General features: G+C 71.6%; 22 protein-coding genes. 10 read left to right on the top strand and 12 right to left on the bottom strand.

Annotated elements, in window-relative coordinates:
- Positions 1 to 259 (top strand): carboxypeptidase-like regulatory domain-containing protein (locus AB0O67_RS13605; RefSeq protein WP_365449436.1); only part of this gene is annotated, 259 nt, incomplete at its 5' end.
- Here AB0O67_RS13605 and AB0O67_RS13600 read toward each other — a convergent pair.
- The 10 genes from AB0O67_RS13600 to AB0O67_RS13555 form a co-directional block, all read right to left on the bottom strand.
- Positions 252 to 869 carry a Uma2 family endonuclease gene (locus AB0O67_RS13600; RefSeq protein ID WP_365449434.1) on the bottom strand — a complete coding sequence of 206 codons (618 nt, stop codon included), beginning with the start codon at positions 867 to 869 and terminating at the stop codon, positions 252 to 254. The genes AB0O67_RS13605 and AB0O67_RS13600 overlap by 8 nt on opposite strands.
- A gap of 91 nt (positions 870 to 960) precedes the next feature.
- Positions 961 to 1,731 (bottom strand): TetR family transcriptional regulator, encoded by a 771-nt coding sequence (locus AB0O67_RS13595; protein ID WP_365449432.1) that lies wholly within the window; start codon positions 1,729 to 1,731, stop codon positions 961 to 963.
- Between the two features lie 9 nt (positions 1,732 to 1,740).
- Positions 1,741 to 2,232 carry a DCC1-like thiol-disulfide oxidoreductase family protein gene (locus tag AB0O67_RS13590; RefSeq protein WP_365449430.1) on the bottom strand — a complete coding sequence of 164 codons (492 nt, stop codon included), beginning with the start codon at positions 2,230 to 2,232 and terminating at the stop codon, positions 1,741 to 1,743.
- Positions 2,233 to 2,519: 287 nt separating this feature from the next.
- Entirely contained in the window at positions 2,520 to 2,927 is a 408-nt protein-coding gene (locus tag AB0O67_RS13585; protein ID WP_365449428.1) for a hypothetical protein, read from the bottom strand.
- 111 nt (positions 2,928 to 3,038) lie between these two features.
- Positions 3,039 to 3,449, bottom strand: coding sequence for a VOC family protein (locus AB0O67_RS13580; RefSeq protein ID WP_365449426.1), 411 nt, complete (start codon positions 3,447 to 3,449; stop codon positions 3,039 to 3,041).
- A 134-nt stretch (positions 3,450 to 3,583) separates the two neighbouring features.
- Positions 3,584 to 4,345: a succinate dehydrogenase iron-sulfur subunit gene (locus tag AB0O67_RS13575; protein ID WP_365449424.1), complete on the bottom strand. Its 762-nt coding sequence runs from the start codon at positions 4,343 to 4,345 to the stop codon at positions 3,584 to 3,586.
- Positions 4,345 to 6,099, bottom strand: coding sequence for a succinate dehydrogenase flavoprotein subunit (sdhA, locus tag AB0O67_RS13570; protein ID WP_365449422.1), 1,755 nt, complete (start codon positions 6,097 to 6,099; stop codon positions 4,345 to 4,347). Before sdhA ends, AB0O67_RS13575 begins: the two co-directional genes overlap by 1 nt.
- A 22-nt stretch (positions 6,100 to 6,121) precedes the next feature.
- Positions 6,122 to 6,604 (bottom strand): succinate dehydrogenase hydrophobic membrane anchor subunit, encoded by a 483-nt coding sequence (locus AB0O67_RS13565; RefSeq protein ID WP_365449420.1) that lies wholly within the window; start codon positions 6,602 to 6,604, stop codon positions 6,122 to 6,124.
- A gap of 5 nt (positions 6,605 to 6,609) precedes the next feature.
- Positions 6,610 to 6,990, bottom strand: coding sequence for a succinate dehydrogenase, cytochrome b556 subunit (gene sdhC / locus AB0O67_RS13560; RefSeq protein ID WP_365449418.1), 381 nt, complete (start codon positions 6,988 to 6,990; stop codon positions 6,610 to 6,612).
- A 177-nt stretch (positions 6,991 to 7,167) separates the two neighbouring features.
- A complete protein-coding gene (locus AB0O67_RS13555) occupies positions 7,168 to 7,686 on the bottom strand; it encodes a 2-oxo-4-hydroxy-4-carboxy-5-ureidoimidazoline decarboxylase (RefSeq protein WP_365449416.1) in 519 nt (172 codons plus the stop codon).
- A 212-nt stretch (positions 7,687 to 7,898) separates the two neighbouring features.
- On the opposite strand from AB0O67_RS13555, the gene AB0O67_RS13550 reads away from it, so the two are divergent.
- The 7 genes from AB0O67_RS13550 to AB0O67_RS13520 all read left to right on the top strand — a co-directional run bounded on the left by AB0O67_RS13550 (position 7,899) and on the right by AB0O67_RS13520 (position 14,332).
- A complete protein-coding gene (locus tag AB0O67_RS13550) occupies positions 7,899 to 9,518 on the top strand; it encodes a glycoside hydrolase family 20 protein (protein WP_365449414.1) in 1,620 nt (539 codons plus the stop codon).
- A gap of 258 nt (positions 9,519 to 9,776) precedes the next feature.
- On the top strand, positions 9,777 to 10,385 hold the full coding sequence (locus tag AB0O67_RS13545; RefSeq protein ID WP_365449412.1) for a hypothetical protein: 609 nt from the start codon (positions 9,777 to 9,779) through the stop codon (positions 10,383 to 10,385).
- Between the two features lie 491 nt (positions 10,386 to 10,876).
- Positions 10,877 to 11,278 (top strand): hypothetical protein, encoded by a 402-nt coding sequence (locus AB0O67_RS13540; protein WP_365449410.1) that lies wholly within the window; start codon positions 10,877 to 10,879, stop codon positions 11,276 to 11,278.
- 161 nt (positions 11,279 to 11,439) lie between these two features.
- Positions 11,440 to 12,054: an RNA polymerase sigma factor gene (locus tag AB0O67_RS13535; protein WP_365449408.1), complete on the top strand. Its 615-nt coding sequence runs from the start codon at positions 11,440 to 11,442 to the stop codon at positions 12,052 to 12,054.
- The gene (locus tag AB0O67_RS13530) at positions 12,054 to 12,257 is read left to right on the top strand and encodes a hypothetical protein (protein WP_365449406.1); all 204 of its coding nucleotides are present in this window, start codon (positions 12,054 to 12,056) and stop codon (positions 12,255 to 12,257) included. Before AB0O67_RS13535 ends, AB0O67_RS13530 begins: the two co-directional genes overlap by 1 nt.
- A 357-nt stretch (positions 12,258 to 12,614) precedes the next feature.
- The gene (locus AB0O67_RS13525) at positions 12,615 to 13,283 is read left to right on the top strand and encodes an RNA polymerase sigma factor (RefSeq protein ID WP_365449404.1); all 669 of its coding nucleotides are present in this window, start codon (positions 12,615 to 12,617) and stop codon (positions 13,281 to 13,283) included.
- Positions 13,283 to 14,332, top strand: coding sequence for a hypothetical protein (locus AB0O67_RS13520; RefSeq protein WP_365449402.1), 1,050 nt, complete (start codon positions 13,283 to 13,285; stop codon positions 14,330 to 14,332). Before AB0O67_RS13525 ends, AB0O67_RS13520 begins: the two co-directional genes overlap by 1 nt.
- A 190-nt stretch (positions 14,333 to 14,522) precedes the next feature.
- On the opposite strand, the gene AB0O67_RS13515 is transcribed toward AB0O67_RS13520, so the two are convergent.
- Positions 14,523 to 15,365, bottom strand: a complete 843-nt coding sequence (locus AB0O67_RS13515; RefSeq protein WP_365449400.1) for a L,D-transpeptidase family protein — start codon at positions 15,363 to 15,365, stop codon at positions 14,523 to 14,525.
- A gap of 146 nt (positions 15,366 to 15,511) precedes the next feature.
- Here AB0O67_RS13515 and AB0O67_RS13510 point away from each other — a divergent pair, with 146 nt between their 5' ends.
- Entirely contained in the window at positions 15,512 to 17,092 is a 1,581-nt protein-coding gene (locus tag AB0O67_RS13510) for a methylmalonyl-CoA mutase family protein (RefSeq protein ID WP_365449398.1), read from the top strand.
- A gap of 39 nt (positions 17,093 to 17,131) precedes the next feature.
- Positions 17,132 to 17,779 (top strand): leucine efflux protein LeuE, encoded by a 648-nt coding sequence (gene leuE / locus AB0O67_RS13505; protein WP_365449396.1) that lies wholly within the window; start codon positions 17,132 to 17,134, stop codon positions 17,777 to 17,779.
- Between the two features lie 49 nt (positions 17,780 to 17,828).
- Here the strand turns inward: leuE and AB0O67_RS13500 are convergent, their stop codons facing one another.
- Complete coding sequence (locus AB0O67_RS13500) at positions 17,829 to 18,776, bottom strand: class I SAM-dependent methyltransferase (RefSeq protein ID WP_365449394.1); 948 nt, start codon at positions 18,774 to 18,776, stop codon at positions 17,829 to 17,831.
- Between the last annotated feature and the right edge of the window lie 27 nt (positions 18,777 to 18,803).

Here is an 18,803-nt window from a genome sequence, read left to right as displayed (position 1 = left end):
CGGCTTCATCCGCACGGCGGACGGCGAGCCCGTGCCGGAAGCGGTGGTGACACTGCTGTCGCGCGGCGGACGTCAGCTGGACCGGGTGACGTCGCTGGCGGACGGTTCGTACATCGTGGCGGTGCCGGGGCCGGGGACGTACCTGCTGGCGGTGACGGCGGCGACGCACCACTCACGCGCGGGTCATGTGGCGGTCGGTGAGGGGCCGTTGGTGCACGACGTGGAGCTGGCGGAGGGGGAGGTGGACGCCGTCAGTTAGCCTTCCGCTGCCCGGCCTTGATGATCTGCTCCACGTCGAGGGTGACCTCGGCGCCGATCGTCTCGGGCAAGGTGATCGTCTCGCCGGGAGCGTGCACGCGGTGGTTCGCGTACTCGCTCCCGGTCGGCTCCGTGAGGACGTGGAGCCGCTGATGCTTGCGGTCGACGACGAGGTAGACGGGGATCTTGGCCTGGGCGTAGGCGCCGGGCTTGGTCCTCAGGTCGTCCTTCCAGTTGCTGGACGTGACCTCCAGGACGAGGCGGAAGCAGACCGAATCGTAGGCGTTGTTCTCGACGAAGTGATCATCGATGTCGGAATCCACCACCACGAGATCGGGGATGGCGTAGTCCTCGGTCCCGGTGGGCAGCCAGAGACCGACGTTCTGGAGAACCTCGGTCTCGCCGTCGTCCAGCCCTGCGGCGATGAAGGGCCGCATCAGCTTGGTCAGAGCACGGGCGTGCGGGGCATCCGGTGATGGGGTCACGAGGAGGTGGCCTCCGATGATCTCGACGCGGTAGCCCGGATGGCGCTCCATGATCTCGTCGGCGATGGCCGTGAGCGAGAACGGCTCGTCGTCGTCGAAGGGCTGCTCGACGGATGCGGCGGACATCGCGTGCCTCCTAGGGGCTGGTGTCGAGAGCATCATCGTAGGCCGGTGAGGATCCGAACGTCCCGATCAAGAGGCTTCACCCGATCGTGGATCACCCTGCCCGGCCCTTGCCCCCCGGATCCGGCAGCACCTTGGTCATCCCGGGCAGGAAGTCCGTGAACAGCTCGTGCACCTCCAGCACCAGCGGCCGGAGCACCCGGAAGCGGGCCAGGGAGACGCCCCGGGCGGTGAGGCGGGCGCCGCGTTCCGCCAGGCGGTAGCTGCGCTCCCGCCCCTCCGTGCGGTCGAAGATCCAGTACAGGACGAGGCCCATCTGGGAGAGCCACATCAGCTCCGGAAGGATGTCGCGGAGTTCCGGCGCCACCTTGGTCTTCGAACCCGAGAGCACCTCCCTGTGGACGCTGATGGCCTCCTGGCGCGCGTGCTCCGACTCCGGGGAGAACGGGCTGAGCGGGCTGTCCGGGTCGGCGGCGTTCTTGAAGAACTGCACCGTGAACTCGTGGTACGGCATCGCCACGTCCAGCCAGGCCTTCAGGACGCCCGCGAGCCGTGACTCCAGGTCGGTCTTCTGGTCCAGCACGCCCCGGACCGCCGCCTGGTGCTCGGCGGCGACCCGGTCGTAGAAGCCCTGGATCAGGTGCTCCTTACCGGCGAAGTAGTAGTACGCGTTGCCGACGGAGACCCCGGCCTCCTGCGCGATCGCCCGCATGGTCGTCTTGTCGTACCCGCGCTCCCGGAACAGCCGCATCGCGGTCTCCAGGATCAGCGCACGGGTCTGCTCGGACTTGGTCTGCTCGGCCTTGGCCGGCGGACCGCCGCCCGCACCGGGGCGTTCGTTCGGGCTGTCGTTGTTCGCGGGCACGAAGAAAGCCTAGTCAGTGGGACAGGCGCCGTCCGCGCACCCCTTGGGGAGGTACACCCAGCCAAGGGACGGTTCGTACGTCCACCCTTCCGCGCGCTGGTAGGCCTGTCCGCCCCACTGGCCGCCACGCCACTTCGCGGCGGCCAGCGCGGCCCCCTTGGCGACCCGCATCCCCGCCGGGGTGCTGAGACGGTGGGCGAGCGGGCGGTGCTCGCGCAGCGCCCACAGGGTGACGGTCCAGGCGGCGGCGCCCCGGTAGACCTGTCCGCCGTCGCCGATGACGGTGATGTCGTCGAGGGTCGTGCGGTGGTCGAGCCCGGGAAAGCGCCGCCGGGCCTCGGCGGAGCCGGCGGGCACCAGGTCAAGCGGCACCAGCTGCCGCTGCCGTGCGAGCCAGTCCCGCAGGAAGGTGCACAGGGAGCATTCGGCGTCGTACAGCACGGTCAGCCGGCGAACCGGGACGCGCTCCGCGCCCCGGCCCCCCACCGCGACCGCAGCCACACCACTTCCACCTCGACCCCCGTCCGAGGCGAAAGCACCCCCACGACCGCGCCCCGCCCGCGCTCCGACGACGCCGGCCCCGTCCCGGCCGCTTGGCGGTCCGGAGGCGTCGGTCCCGTCCCGGCCCCTTTGCGGGACGGAGGCGCCGCCTTCATCCCGGCCGGCCGGGCCCGTGGCTCCGCCCCCGTCCCGGCCGGCCGGAGCCGAAGCGTCGCCCCCGTCCCGGCCCCCCGCCGGGACCGAAGCGGCGTTTGCGCCCCGGCCCCCCTCCGCCGTCCCCACGGTGCTCACGCCCCGGTCGCCGGGGCGACCCACTCCTGGGGCGGGACCGGCGGCAGCTGCTCCCGCTCCATCACGCCGCGCCGCCGGATCCGGTTGAGCACGTACACGTTGCACAGGTGCATCACCCCGAGCACCAGCAGCACCACGCCGAGCTTGGTCGACAGTGCCTCGAAGACGCCGCGCGTGTCGGTGATGGTCTCGTCGCCGCTCAGGTACAGCGCGACGAAGCCGAGGTTGACCAGGTAGAAGCCGACCACCAGGAGGTGGTTGACGGCGTCGGCGAGCTTCTCGTTGCCGTGCAGGACGTCGGCCAGGAAGACCCGCCCGTTCCGGCTGAGCGTACGGGCCACCCACATGGTCAGGGAGATGCTGACGACCAGGTAGATGACGTAGGCGACGACCGTGCGGTCCATGTCCCCCACCCTTTCTTGAACGCGTTCAAAACGCTGACAGGGATGACTGTAGCCCTGTTTTTGAACGCGTTCAAGGTGATGGTGGCACCGGCCGGCCGACGGGTTTCCGGGTCACGAAATCCGGCCTAGCTCCGGCCGTTTGCTGTAGTCCGTGAACCCGACGACGTTTCCCCACGGATCGGCGATCTCGACCGTCCAGCCGGTGACCACGGGGTAGGGGGCGTCGAGCAGCGGGACGCCCGCGGCGGTCAGCGACTCGGCCGCCACCCGCGCGTCCGGCACCTCCAGCCACACCCGCGGGGACGGCCACGGCGGCGGCCGGTGCCCGAACTCCTCCTCCTCGCGCAGCAGGAGCCCGGGCGTCTCGCCCCCGACCTTCAGCAACGCGATCCCGGCCTCGTCGATCCGGAACCCCGTCGTGAACCCGGCCCGCTCGTAGAAACCCACGGCCTCGCCGAGGTCCCCGACGGGCAACAGCACGTTGTCGAAACCGAGCAGCTCGTACGACTCGTCATCTGACATGCCGTCAGCGTAGGTCGGCGAACGCCCGAACCCCGGCATTTACCGGACCGTCCTCAGCCGGCCGCGGACGCGCGAGGGCCCCGCCTGCGGTGCGTACCGCGGGCGGGGCCCTCACACACGGGGCGGGACGGAGGTCAGAAGCGGCGCGTGATGAGCGCCCGCTTCACCTCCTGGATCGCCTTGGTGACCTCGATGCCGCGCGGGCAGGCGTCCGTGCAGTTGAACGTCGTACGGCAGCGCCACACGCCGTCACGGTCGTTGAGGATCTCCAGGCGCTGCTCACCGGCCTCGTCACGCGAGTCGAAGATGAACCGGTGGGCGTTCACGATCGCCGCGGGGCCGAAGTACTGGCCGTCGTTCCAGAACACCGGGCACGAGGAGGTGCACGCCGCGCACAGGATGCACTTCGTCGTGTCGTCGAAGCGCTCCCGGTCCTCGGCGGACTGCAGACGCTCACGCGTCGGCTCGTTGGTGTCCTTCGTGATCAGGAAGGGCATCACGTCCCGGTACGCCTGGAAGAACGGGTCCATGTCCACGATCAGGTCCTTCAGGACCGTGAGGCCCTTTATGGGCTCGACCGTGATCGGCTTCTCGGGGTTGATGTCCTTGATCAGCGTCTTGCAGGCAAGGCGGTTCTTGCCGTTGATCCGCATGGCGTCCGAGCCGCAGATGCCGTGCGCGCAGGAGCGACGGAACGTCAGGGTGCCGTCCAGATCCCACTTGATCTTGTGCAGACCGTCGAGGACACGCTCCTTGGGGTCGATCTCCAGCTGGAAGTCTTCCCAGGTCGCGTCCGCCGAGACCTCCGGGTTGAAGCGGCGGATCCGGAAGGTGACGGTGATGTACGGGGAGGCCGCGGACTGCGCCTGGGCCTTGTCCAGAACGGGTGTAGCCATCAGTACTTACGCTCCATCGGCTGGTAGCGGGTCTGGACGACCGGCTTGTAGTCGAGACGGACGGTTTCGGACCCGTCGGCGCCGACCTCGCGGTACGCCATGGTGTGGCGCATGAAGTTGACGTCGTCGCGGTTGGGGTAGTCCTCGCGGTAGTGACCGCCGCGGGACTCCTTGCGGGCCAGCGCGGAGACCGCCATGACCTCGGCCAGGTCGAGCAGGTTGCCCAGCTCGATGGCCTCCAGCAGGTCCGTGTTGAACCGCTTGCCCTTGTCCTGGATCGCCACGTTCTTGTACCGCTCGCGCAGCTCGGCGATCTTCTCGACGGCCGTCTTGATCGTCTGCTCGGTGCGGAACACCATGACGTTCGCGTCCATGGTCTCCTGCAGCTCGCGCCGCAGGACCGCCACCCGCTCGTTGCCCGTCGACGTCCGCAGCCGCTCGATCTGCTCCAGAACGAGGGACTCGGGGGTCTCCGGCAGCTCGACGAAGGACGCCTTCTGCGCGTACTCCGCCGCCGAGATGCCGGCCCGCTTGCCGAACACGTTGATGTCCAGCAGCGAGTTGGTGCCGAGGCGGTTGGCGCCGTGCACGGAGACACAGGCGACCTCGCCGGCGGCGTACAGACCCGGGACGACGGTGGTGTTGTCCGCCAGGACCTGACCCTCGACGTTGGTCGGGATGCCGCCCATCGCGTAGTGCGCCGTCGGCTGGATCGGGATCGGGTCCGTGTACGGCTCGATGCCCAGGTAGGTGCGCGCGAACTCGGTGATGTCCGGGAGCTTCGCGTCCAGCTGCTCCGGCGGCAGGTGGGTGAGGTCCAGGTAGACGTGGTCACCCTCGGGGCCGCAGCCGCGACCCTCACGGATCTCGGTGTAGATGGAGCGGGACACGACGTCGCGGGACGCCAGGTCCTTCATGACCGGCGCGTACTTCTCCATGAAGCGCTCGCCGTCCTTGTTGCGGAGGATGCCGCCCTCACCGCGGGCGCCCTCCGTCAGCAGGATGCCCATGCGCCAGATGCCGGTCGGGTGGAACTGGAAGAACTCCATGTCCTCCAGCGGCAGACCGCGGCGGTAGACCGCGGCCTGGCCGTCACCGGTCAGCGTGTGGGCGTTCGACGTCACCTTGAAGAACTTGCCGGTGCCGCCGGAGGCGTAGATCACGGCCTTCGCCTGGAAGATGTGGATCTCGCCGGTCGCCAGCTCGTACGCCACGACACCGGCCGAGCGCTTCACGCCGTCGACCTCGGTGATCAGCTGGTCCAGGACGTAGAACTCGTTGAAGAACTCCACGCCCTCCTTGACGCAGTTCTGGTACAGCGTCTGGAGGATCATGTGGCCGGTGCGGTCGGCCGCGTAGCAGGAGCGGCGGACCGGGGCCTCGCCGTGGTTCCTGGAGTGGCCGCCGAAGCGCCGCTGGTCGATCGTGCCGTTCGGGGTCCGGTTGAACGGCAGGCCCATCTTCTCCAGGTCGAGGACGGAGTCGATGGCCTCCTTCGCCAGGATCTCGGCGGCGTCCTGGTCGACCAGGTAGTCACCGCCCTTGACCGTGTCGAAGGTGTGCCACTCCCAGTTGTCCTCCTCCACGTTGGCCAGCGCGGCGGCCATGCCGCCCTGCGCGGCGCCCGTGTGGGAGCGGGTGGGGTAGAGCTTGGTCAGCACGGCGGTGCGGCTGCGCTTGGTCGCCTCGATCGCGGCGCGCATACCGGCGCCACCGGCGCCGACGATGACGGTGTCGTACTTGTGGATCTTCATCAGTAGTACCTCAGCCCCGTGCCTAGCGGATGTTCGGGTCGAAGGTGAAGATCACCAGCGTGCCCAGCAGGATCGTGAACACCGTCGCGGTGTACAGCAGGCCCTTCAGCCACAGGCGCGTGTTCGCGCGCTCCGCGTAGTCGTTGATGATCGTGCGCAGGCCGTTGGCGCCGTGCAGCATCGCGAGCCACAGCATCAGCAGGTCCCAGACCTGCCAGAACGGGGACGCCCAGCGGCCGGCCACGAAGGCGAAGCCGATCTTGGAGACGCCGCCGTCCAGCACGAGCTGGATCAGCAGGTGGCCGATGACCAGGACGACCAGCACGATGCCGGACAGCCGCATGAAGAGCCAGGCGGCCATCTCGAAGTTGCCGCGCGTGGTCCGCGGGGTCTTCTTGGTGCGCTGGCGCGGCGGCTCGATGAGCGGCGCGGGGTTGTCGACCGTGTACACGGAGGCGCCCTCGACGGGGCCGATGCCGGAAGCGGTCTTCTCAGTGGTGGACATGCGCGTCAGCTCCCGAAGACTTCACGAGCGGCGTGGCCGAGGACGGGGTAGATCGCCCCGAGCATCAGCACGAGCCAGACGCCCACGACGGACCAGAACATCTGCTTCTGGTAGCGCGGGCCCTTCGACCAGAAGTCGACGGCGATGACACGCAGGCCGTTGAGCGCGTGGAAGAGGATGGCGGCCACGAGGCCGTACTCCAGCACGGCGACGAGCGGCGTCTTGTAAGTGGCCACGACCTCGTCGTATGCCTCGGGGGAGACACGGACGAGAGCGGTGTCCAGCACGTGTACGAACAGGAAGAAGAAAATGAGGACGCCGGTGACTCGATGAGCCACCCAGGACCACATTCCTTCCCGGCCGCGGTACAGCGTTCCAGCCGGCACGGAAGAACCCTCCGGGAGCGGGGATTGGGGCCTGCCGGCTTCGGTGTCGGACGGGCCCGGCCGGGTACGGTCCACCGGCCCCCAGCATCGTAGCGACGCGCTGGCGCTCGGCTGAGCCCGGGTCTGGCGATGTGATCAAACTGGCAGTCGAACGGGCTATTCAGGCGGGCTGTGCCGTTATGTGCCGGGTGCGGGCGCATTGTGGCTGGTGGCGCGGTTCCTCGCGCACCTGAGCAGCTCCAGCAGCCGTCCCCTCGCCAGGCGGCGGAGCTCTTCCGCCGCCACGACCCGCTCCTCCTCGGGATCGTTCGCCAATCGTGACCGGATGGCGGCCAGCAGCCGGTCGGGGAACTCGCTCGGGGGTGTGTCGTCGAGACAGATGGCGAACACGTGACCGAATCGGGCCTCGTAGGCCGCGTGCGCCGCGCTCAGTGCCGTGTGAGCTGCCGTGTACGCGCCCTCCGGGAGGGCCGGCAGGGACTCGGCCGAGAGTGCTTCGGCCAGGTCAACGGCCGTGAGGTCGTACGCGGCCTCGTCCGAGGCGGCGAGGAGGGCGGCCACGTCGGGGTAGGGACGGTGGGCCGTGACGCGGTGGGCCCAGCGGACGCTGTTCAGGCAGCTGAGGAGGGCGTGCTGGAGCTCGGCGGCGGGGGCGGCGTTGAAGTGCGCCAAGGCGGACGGCAGGCCGGTCTGCACCGGTATGGCGACTCGGCCGGGGAGGTCTGGGAGACGGTGCGCGGGCAGCGTGATTCCTCGTGGGCGTCGCGTGTGTCGACAGGGGATGTTGTGGGAGATGTGCCGTCACGTTATCGAGAGTGTTCACGGCGTGTCCGAGAGGCGCCTGAGTTTCACCCGGACGGGAGAGTTTGAGGACGCGCGGTGGACGCTCGAGGTCGTACGTTGGTGGAGTGAGCCAGCACAGACGCAGGGCGCAGGCGCGGAGTGTGACGCGAAGGCGGTTGCTGATCGCGGTGGTCGCCGTCGCGGTGGTGGGCCTCGGTCTGTGGGCCGGCGGTGCCGGTACGGCGGCCCGGGCACCGGACGGCCCGTCGGGCCGGGCGGCGGCCGCGCCGACCCCCACTCCGACGCCCACCCGCTCCTACCCCCTGTCCACGGCCCCGCGCACCATCCCCGCCGTCCGTGAACACTCCCCGGCGCGCGGTCCCGGCTGGCGGCCCGCGCAGGGCGGGCGGGTCGTGGTGGGCGACGCCGGGCTGGCCGACGAGGGCCGGCTGGTCGCCGGTGAGCTGGGGCTGACGTACGCCGGGGAGAGGAACGACTCCCGGGCCGGGGACGTCCGGCTGGCGTTGAGCGGTGCCGACGGGGCGGAGCAGGAGTCGTACACCATGACCGTCCGCGACGGGCGGGTCAGCATCAGCGGGGCCGGCGAGGCGGGGGTCTTCTACGGGACCCGCACGCTGAAGCAGACCGTGCACGACGGCGCCACGGCGCCGGAGGGCGTCGTGCGGGACGAGCCGGCCAAGGAGCGGCGCGGACTGATGGTGGACATCGCCCGCAAGCACTTCACGGCCGACTGGATCGAGGACCGGATAAGGGAGCTGGGCGACCTCAAGTTCAACGAACTGGGGCTGCACTTCTCCGACGACCAGGGATTCCGTATCGAGTCCGCCTCGCATCCCGAGATCGTCTCGGAGCAGCATCTGACCAAGGCGGAGGTCCGGCGGATCGTCCAGCTGGCCGAGAGCCGGCACATCAGCATCGTGCCGGAGATCGACTCACCGGGGCACCTGGGCGCGGTGATCGCCGCGCATCCGGATCTGCAGTTGCGCAACGCGCAGGGCGTCGCGGCGACCGGCGCCGTGGACATCGCCGACCCCGAGGCCGGGAAGATCGTCGACGAGTTGTTCAAGGAGTACGCCGGTCTCTTCCCCGGTACCCAGTGGCACCTCGGCGGCGACGAGTACCGAGCGCTCACCGTGTCCGACCCCCAGGCCTCGTACCCGCAGCTCGCGGCCGCCGCGCGCGAGGCGTACGGCCCCGGCGGCACCGTCGCCGACCTCGCCACCGGCTGGCTCAACGATCGCGCCGCCGCGGTCCGGGCGCTCGACCGCACCCCGCGCGCCTGGAACGACGGTTTCTACACCGACGCCTCCGTGCAGCCCGACAAGGACATCGAGGTCGCGTACTGGACCGGCAAGGAGATCGGCGCGCGACAGCCGGCGGAGTACCTGAGCGCGGGTCGCGAGGTCATCAACTACAACGACGAGTTCCTCTACTACGTCCTCGGTCAGCCGCAGACCTTCGTCTATCCCACGGGGCAGCGGATATACGAGCAGTGGACGCCGCGGGTGCTGCGCGGGACGCAGCCGGTCGCGGCGCGCTACGACGGGCAGATCCTCGGCGGTTCCTTCGCGGTGTGGTGCGATCTCGCGAACTCCCAGACGCAGGACCAGGTGGCGGCGGGGATCCGGATGCCGCTGCGGGCGACCGTCCAGAAACTGTGGGACGAGGGCGAGCCAGAGCTCTCCTGGGCGGAGTTCAGCGAACTGGCGGACCAGCTCGGCTGAGGGCGCGCAGGGCCGTGCGGCCCGCGGGTGGGCGTATGCGGGGACGAGGGGCTCTGGGTGTGGGAGTGCGCCGGTGGTGACGGTGACGCCCACTGCTCGACGTTCTGAGCGCCGGTGCCGACACGTTGGCCGAAAACCTGTTCTTGCTGTTCCTTCACCGACTTGGTGTCGTGCCGGTGTGACAGTACGGCAGTATGGCGCGCAGTTAGGGGAAGTGCGGGCTCCGTAACGGATGGCGCCCCGGAACGGGAGGCGTGGATGAGCCTGGTGGAACTGATCGCGCAGGCCGACGAACGCGGGCTGGCCGTGAGCGCGCTGGCTTGTTTGGATCGGTGCGTGCCTCTCCTCGGGGGTGACGACGAGGTGCTGCGCCCGTTGTGGGCGAACCTCGCGGACAACGGCGACACCGTCGAGTGGGGTGCGCTGCTGGACAAGGCGCGCGCGCAGCTGGGCGTCGCGGACGTCGTGGAGGCGACGGACGTCGAGGACGAGGCCGCGCTGTTGGTCCGGCGGATGCTGGCCGCCGCCCCGGCCGTGCGGTCGGCCGACGAGGCCCGGGTGTGGGCCGACGGCTGCTCGGTGGCGGCGTTGCAGATCCACCGTCTGCTCGACCCGGCGGAGGACGGCGCGGCATCTGCCGAAACGTTCCCGCGGGTTCTCGAATCCGTGCGGTCGGGGACGGCCCCCGTCGCGGGCCGCACGGACGCCGTCTCGCCGCTCGTCGCCGCCGAACTGCGCCGCCAGATCACGGTCCTGGAACTCCTCACCGAACACGGCTCGGCCGGCCTGCGCCGCGCCCTGGAGTTGTCGACGGAGGGCCGCAGGGTCCTGCGCGCGGTGGTCTCCCGCCGGGCAAGGAACGCCTGAGCGCGGCGCGGCCGGGGCCACGCCGCGGGCCCCGGTGCCTGAGCGCGTCACGGCGGGGACCGCATGCCCGGAGCATGCCCGGGCACCTCGTTCCTGAGCGCGGCGTGCGGGGCCACGCCCCGAGACCCCGTTCCTGAGCCTGACGGCGGCGGTGACCATGCTCCGGGGCCTCCGCGCCTGAGTCCGGCGCGGTGGGGCCATGGCCCGGGCACCCCGTTCCTGAGCGCGGCGCGGTGGGGACCGCGCCCCGGGCCCGGCGCCTGAGCGCGGGGCCACCGGGGCCGTGGCCCCGGAGCCCGCACCCCACCGTCTCAGTCCCGCGCCAAGGACCTGAGCCCCCGATCCGGCAACGTAAACCCGGGTTCGCGCAAGGATCCTGTGACCGTCCTCGGGGCGCCGTGGGGCGGTCCTGCGCCGGTTGCGGGCAGCCGCCGAACAGGTGTGACGAATCGTTGCTGCAGCGCGCTTTCCCGAGTGTGACGACCCAGACTGTGACGACGACCCAAGCGGGGACGACCCCGCAGAACAGGCCCTCGGCCGCGACGAAGCCGGTGCGCTGGGCCGCGGACGCGGTGGCGACCCTGCGTGAGGGGGCGCGGCTGCGGCTCGACTACTCCGCGCAGTCCCTGTGGCGTGTCGACCGGATGATCGACGAACTGCGCCGGGAGGGGACGCCGTACGCCGCCGCGGAACCCGTCCTGCGCGGTCTCGGCGCCTACGCCGGAGAGGTGATCGCCCGTCAGGCCGGCGCCGAGTGGTGGTCGAGCGGCGGCGACCACTGGGTCCGCACGCCGGACGGCCGCCTCTGGGACCCCATCGACGAGGCCCGCCGCTGTTTCACCGGCGACGGTTCGCTGCGGCTGCTGTGCCGGGACGCGAGCGCCGGCCGGTGACGGGACACCTCTCGGCGCCGTGACTCGAGGGACCGCGGGGAGTCTGACGGGCTGTGACACTTCTGTGAGGCCTGACGCTGATGACCTCAGGGGCGTCGACACGGCCGGAACGTGTCGCACGGTGCCGACTTCCTACGAACGCGGTGCGAACGAGGACGGTTGTGGGCCAGGGAGGGCGACCCCGTCGCGCACAGGCGCACGACGGGGAATTGGGCGCTGCGGTCGCGCGGGCGCAGGACGGCGACGAGGCCGCATTCTCGGTCGCGTACCGGCTGGTGCAGCCGGGGCTGCTCGGCTATCTGCGCGGGCTGGTCGGCGACGACGCCGAGGACGTGGCGTCCGACGCCTGGCTCGAAATCGCCCGGGACCTGGGCCGGTTCAAGGGCGACGGGGCCGGTTTCCGCGGCTGGACCGCGACCGTCGCCCGGCACCGGGCGCTGGACCATCTGCGCCGCACCCGGGCACGGCCCCGCCCGACCGCGCTCGAACCGGACGTCCTGGATCTGCCCGGCCCGCACAGCACGCACGAGCAGGCCCTGGAGTCCGTCACCACCGAGCGGGCCCTGGCCCTGGTGCGCGAACTGCCGCGCGACCAGGCGGAGGCCGTGCTGCTGCGGGTGGTCGTCGGTCTGGACGGCCCCACCGCCGCCAGGGTGCTGGGCAAGCGGCCCGGCGCGGTGCGGACGGCCGCGCACCGCGGGCTCAGGCAACTCGCCCGCCGACTGGGCGCCGGGGGCGGGCCGCAGGACGGTTCCCCCGGGCCGGGGGAGTCGTGATGCAGGGTCAACAGCGGTCCGAGGACGGACGGCGCGGCAGCCGGTTCTCGGCACTGCTGGGTGCCGTCATGCGGGACGGCGAGCTGGACGCGGAGGCCGAGCGGCAGGCTCTGGCCGCGTTCCGCGCGGCCCGGGACGCGGGCGCCCACCGGGCTCGTACGCGCCGCCGGGACGACTGGCGGGCGCGGAGTGCCGAGCGGTGAGGCCGGGGTGGTGGGTGAGGCGGAGGCCAAGGCAACGGCCGGGGCCGCCACCCCCCACAGGAGAGGCCCCGGCCGTCGCGCGGCACGGGCCGCGCGGCGGCCCGTACTTCCTTCAGCGTCATGACTGCGTTTTCTGTCACACCTCACTGCGTCACGAGTTAGTTGCATCGACGACTACCTGCATGGACGGGAGGCGGTTTCAAGACGTAACGTGCCTTTCGCGCCGGAGTGCGGAGGCGGGACGACCACCGCGACCGCAGCGGTCCTCGAACGGCGACCATCGACCGAGGAACCACGACGGCGAGAACCCGGTCCGTGAGAGCGGCACCGGCTTGGGCGCAAAGAAGGGCGCGCGCGGTGGGGGACGACGCGGAGCTGACGGCCGCGGTGCTCGCGGCACAGAGCGGGGACGAAAGCGCGTTCCGGACGGTCTATCGCGCGGTGCACCCACGCCTGCTCGGATACGTACGGACGCTGGTCGGCGACCTCGACGCCGAGGACGTGGCGTCCGAGGCCTGGTTGCAGATAGCCCGGGACCTGGAGCGGTTCAGCGGCGACGCGGACCGGTTCCGCGGCTGGACCGCCCGGATAGCGCGCAACCGGGCCCTGGACCACATACGGATGCGCGGCCGGCGGCCCGCGATCGGCGGTGACGAGACCGAGTTGACGGGTCGGCCCGCGGAGTCCGACACCGCGGGCGAGGCCATCGAGGCCCTGACCACCGACCACGCCCTCTCCCTGATCGCCCGCTTGCCGCAGGACCAGGCCGAGGCCGTGGTGCTGCGGGTGGTGGTGGGACTCGACGCGAACACCGCCGCCGAGGCGCTCGGCAAACGGGCGGGCGCCGTGCGCACCGCGGCGCACCGGGGGCTGAAACGGCTCGCCGAACTGCTCGGCGACCTCGGCGACGATCCGGAATCGGCCGGTGTGCTCGACGCCCTGCCGCCCCAGCGAGAACCGCGCGATCGCGCGGTGACGTCCGCGAGTGTGACGCCTACGCGCACGCGGACGCAGAAGGACATGTGATGGCCGACGAGCAGTACAGGTGGCTGGACCGCGAGACGGCGGAGCGTTTGCTGAGCGGAGAGCCACTGGACGCCGCCGACGACGCCACCCGCGAACAGGCCGACCGGCTCGCCCGCGCCCTCGGCGCACTCTCCGCGAAACCCCCGCTCACCAGCGACGAACTCCCCGGCGAGGCCGCCGCGCTGGCCGCCTTCCGCAAGGTGCGCGCGGACCGCGACAGCGAGCTCGCCGCCCTCGACGCGCCCGGCGCCGTGCGGACGTCCGACGCCGGTCTGGTGTGCATCGGCGGCCGCGCGGGTGGCCGTACGCGCGCTGCCCACCGCCCGCGTCGGGGCCGGCCTGTGCGGATGGGGCTGGCCGCGGCGCTGGCCGTCGCCATGGTCGGCGGAGTGGCCGTCGCGGCCGGAACCGGAGTCCTGGACACGCCGTTCCACGACGACGATCCGCGCCCCGCCGCCTCCGTCTCGGCCGCCGAGCCGCCCGAGCAGCCGTCGGTCCCGTCCCCGCCGACGCGGCGCGAAGAACCCGGCTCGGCCGCGCCGGACGGCACCACGGGCGGCCCCTCCGCCGGCAGCCCCGGCGCGCCCGGCGACGAGACCCCCTCGGCCGACGCGGGCGCCGAGGAGCGGACGCGCGACGCCGGCGACTGGTGGAGGGCGCTCACCTCGGCCTGCCGCGACCTGCGCGAGGGCCGGCGCCTGGACCCCGACCGCAAGCGCGCCCTGAGGGAGGCGGCGGGCGGCCGCTCGCGCGTGCGCGCGTACTGCGACACCGAGCTCGACGACTCCGACGGCCGACGGGACAAGGGCTGGGGCAGGGACGGCAGGGGCGACGACCACTCGAACGGCGACGGCAGGGGCGACGACGGTCGCGGAGGTCGCGGCGACGGCGGCGAGGGCAGCGGCGACGACGGGGACGACGACCCGGCACCCGGCCGCACCGGCTTCGGCCCCCGCACCTCCGCGTGGTCGACGGCCCTCCTCCCCGACATGCGCAGGCGGGCGGCCTCGCTGCTGCCGACGCCGAACGCCTTGCACTCGCCCCGCTGACCTGCAGCTTCGCGGGACGATAGATATTTCTGTCCGAGGGGTGTGACGCTTTGGGCCGCGTCGGCGCAGTACTGAGTGAGCCGACTGGTCATCGGCTGTCGCACGGAGCCGGGGTTCCCCCCGTACCTACGGCTCGTGCACCTGAGCGCGGGCGGGACACGTTCCCCCGGTCCCGCCCGCGCCCCGAACCTCACCAGTGGACGACGACCTTGTCGCCCTTCTTCACCTCGCCGAACAGTTGTGCGATCGCCGCCTCGTCCCGGACGTTGACGCAGCCGTGCGAGGACCCGGCGTAGCCGCGGGCGGCGAAGTCCGGCGAGTAGTGCACGGCCTGACCGCCACTGAAGAACATGGCGTACGGCATGGGCGAGTCGTACAGCGTGGAGTGGTGGTGGCGGGATTTCCAGTACACCTGGAACTTGCCCTCCCGGGTGGGTGTGTGACTTGAGCCGAAGCGCACCGGCAGGGTCGTCACCGTGCGGCCGTCCACCATCCAGCGCAGCGTGCGGCTCGACTTGCTGATGCACAGCACCCGCCCGGTCAGACAGCGCGCGTCGGGCGCGTCGGCGGGCTGACCGCCCATCAGGTACAGGTCCCAGCGGCCGGGCTCACGGGTCATCCTCAACAGCCGCTGCCAGGTGACGGTGTCCACGGTGCCGGTCTTCGGCAGCGCGCGCTTGCCCTGGAAGCCCCGCACGGCCTGCTGGGTCAGGCCGTCGTACGTCCCCGTCGGCCCGTCGAACAACCACGCGACCTGCCGCAGCCGGGCCTGGAGTTCGCGCACGTCCCGGCCGTGGTCGCCGGGTGACGAGAGCACCCGGGCCGGGGCCGGAGCCGGCGCCGGGGCGGCCGGCCGCGTGGGGGCCTTGGAGGTGGCGGTGGCCGGCGGCGGCGCGGGCGCGGTGCGGGTGATGTCGATGTGGATGGGCCCGCGCGGGTCGCCGTCCGCGTCCACGCCCTGCACGGTGCAGCCGCACACCGTCACCAGCGCCGCCAGCGCGGCGGCCGCCCTCCTCGAGCCAGGCTTGCGCATGCCGGTCCCCGCCTTCTCACCGAGTGCACTGGGTGTCACCCGAGATGCCTTCCCGCGCATGACGGCTCGCGAACGGCGCGGCATCGTGGTGGGCAAGGAGTGAGCCACCGCAAGGAGTGGCCACTGCTCGGCGGAAGGCACTCACCATGGCGCACGAGTCGGAGTCCGGACTGCCCATCGAACCGGTCTACGGGCCGCAGGCCCTGGACGGCTGGGACCCGGCCGTGCGGCTGGGCGAGCCCGGCGCCTATCCCTTCACGCGCGGCGTGTACCCGTCGATGTACACGGGCCGCCCCTGGACCATGCGCCAGTACGCGGGCTTCGGTACGGCGGCGGAGTCCAACGCCCGCTACCGGCAGCTCATCGAGCACGGCACCACCGGCCTGTCGGTCGCCTTCGATCTGCCCACCCAGATGGGCCACGACTCCGACGCGCCCCTCGCGCACGGCGAGGTCGGCAGGGTCGGCGTCGCCGTCGACTCGGTCGACGACATGCGGGTGCTGTTCGGCGGGATCCCGCTGGACAAGGTGTCGACGTCGATGACGATCAACGCTCCGGCCGCGCTGCTCCTGCTGCTGTACCAGCTGGTCGCGGAGGAACAGGGGGTCCGGGCCGACCAGCTGACGGGCACGATCCAGAACGACGTCCTGAAGGAGTACATCGCGCGCGGGACGTACATCTTCCCGCCGAAGCCGTCCCTGCGGCTGATCGCCGACATCTTCCGGTACTGCCGGGCCGAGATGCCCAGGTGGAACACCATCTCGATCTCCGGTTACCACATGGCCGAGGCGGGCGCGTCCCCCGTGCAGGAGATCGCCTTCACCCTCGCCAACGGCATCGAGTACGTCCGCACGGCCGTCGCCGCCGGCATGGACGTCGACGACTTCGCCCCGCGCCTGTCCTTCTTCTTCGTCGCCCGTACGACGATCCTGGAGGAGGTCGCGAAGTTCCGCGCCGCCCGCCGGATCTGGGCACGGGTGATGCGCGACGAGTTCGGCGCGAGGAACCCCAAGTCGACGATGCTGCGCTTCCACACCCAGACGGCCGGGGTGCAGCTGACCGCCCAGCAGCCCGAGGTGAACCTGGTCCGCGTCGCCGTCCAGGGCCTGGCCGCGGTGCTCGGCGGCACCCAGTCCCTGCACACCAACTCCTTCGACGAGGCGATCGCCCTCCCCACCGACAAGAGCGCGCGGCTGGCCCTGCGCACCCAGCAGGTGCTCGCCTACGAGACCGATGTGACCGCGACCGTCGACCCCTTCGCCGGTTCCTACGCCGTCGAGCGGATGACGGACGACGTCGAGGCGGCCACCGTCGAGCTGATGGCGAAGGTCGAGGAGCTGGGCGGCTCGGTCGCCGCGATCGAGCACGGTTTCCAGAAGGGCGAGATCGAGCGCAACGCCTATCGGATCACCCAGGAGACGGAGGCGGGCGAGCGGGTCGTCGTCGGGGTGAACCGCTTCACGATCGACGAGGCCGAGCCCTACGAGCCGCTGCGCGTCGACCCCGCCATCGAGGCCCGGCAGTCGGAACGCCTGGCCGCGCTGCGTGCCGAACGCGACGGGCGGTCGGTGGACGCGGCCCTGGCGGCGCTGCGCAAGGCGGCCGAGGGCGACGACAACGTGCTGCCCCCGATGAAGGAGGCGCTGCGCGCGCGGGCCACCGTGGGGGAGGTGTGCAACGCCCTGCGGGACGTGTGGGGGCGTTACGTACCGAGTGACGCCTTCTGACCCGACCGGTTGTCGTACCGGCGTGCGACACTCCTGGACATGTTCGGCGTCATCGATCTCCCGACCTATCTGGCAGGGCTCGCCCTGATCGTCCTGCTGCCCGGCCCCAACTCGCTCTACGTGCTGTCCGTGGCCGCCCGGCGCGGGGTGCGCCCCGGGTACACGGCCGCGGCCGGGGTGTGGTGCGGCGACACCGTGCTGATGACGTTGTCGGCGGCCGGTGTGGCCTCGCTGTTGCAGGCGAACGCCCTGCTGTTCGGGATGGTGAAGTACGCCGGTGCCGGCTATCTGACCTGGCTCGCGATCGGCATGATGCGCGCCGCCTGGGGGATGTGGCGGACCCGGCGCGAGAGCGCGGCGGCTCCTGCCGCGCCGGAACCGGGCGACGAGCGGCCGTTCCGGCGCGCGCTGGTCATCAGCCTCTTCAACCCCAAGGCGATCCTGTTCTTCGTCGCCTTCTTCGTGCAGTTCGTCGACCCGGGGTACGCCTACCCCGCGCTGTCCTTCGTCGTGCTCGGGGCCTTCGCGCAGCTCGCCAGCTTCCTGTACTTGAGCGCGCTGATATTCGGCGGTACGAAGCTGGCGGCCGCCTTCCGCCGCCGCAGGCGCCTCACGGCGGGGGCCACCTCGGCGGCGGGGGCGCTGTTCCTCGGATTCGCGGTGAAGCTGTCGCTGGCCGGCTCCTAGCCGACCAGCTCCTGGGCCGGCGGAGCGGCGGGGTCGCCGCTCCGCGGCGTCAGCGTGCGGCCGTCGCCCGCTTGGTCGCGCGTGCCTTGCGGATGGCGCGGGTGAGCAGCGGCGGCAGCAGGTCGACCGCCAGGCGGCGGGCGCGGCCGCCAGGGGTCCGGGACGTGACGGCGCGCGCCGCCGCGGGGGCCGCGGCCTTCGCGGCGGGCTTGGGCACGGCCGGCTCGGGCGAGTCCTGCGCGTGCCGGGACGGCGGGAAGGCGGGGGCCTGCATCCCCTTCGACTTCAGCCGGACGAGGCGGTGCCCGGCGGCCTGCTGCACGCTGAGCCCGCAGTCACCACGCCCGCGCACCATCGCCATCAGCTCCCGCTGCACCGGCTCCGGGTCGCCCCAGGTGCCGTAGAGCTTCTGCGTGGTCAGGCAGATGGGCCGCAGGCCCCGGCTGAGCACGGCCTCCCAGACGGCGACGGAGACACCGGGGGTGTGCTCCGAGCGGAAGTCGTCCAGGACGACGACCCCGTCCGGCAGCAGGACGTCACGCGCGGCGGCGATGTCGTCGTACACGTGCTCGTACAGATGCGAGCCGTCGATGTGCACGAACCGGCACGAGTCCCGCTCGACCTCGCCGGGCACGAGCGAGCTGGGACCCTGTACGACGCGCGGGAGTTCGTCGTGGAAGGAGAGGTAGTTGGTCTCGAAGACCTGGCGGGTGAGCGCGCTGTACGACTTCGTCGACTCGGCCCGGTTGGCGTCGTCCGGGGCGTCGCCCTCGAAGAGGTCGCACACGGTGTAGCGCTCGCCCTCCCGGAGATGGCGTCCCAGGAAGATCGCGCTCTTGCCCATGTAGACCCCGACCTCCAGCAGGTCGCCGCGGACACCCGCGGCCTCCTGCCGGCTCAGAAGCCAGTCGAAGAGCACCTGGTCGAGTACGGGGAACCAGCCTGGGACGTCGTCGAGCCGGCGGGGCCGCGGGGGCGCCTCATGTGCAGTGGTCATGAAAGGCGAGCACTTCCTCGTTGCGGT

This window comes from Streptomyces sp. NPDC086077 (assembly GCF_040686175.1).
Taxonomy (GTDB): domain Bacteria; phylum Actinomycetota; class Actinomycetes; order Streptomycetales; family Streptomycetaceae; genus Streptomyces.
The sequence above is the reverse complement of the archived record's forward strand: the minus strand, read 5'-3'. Positions and strand labels throughout refer to the sequence as shown.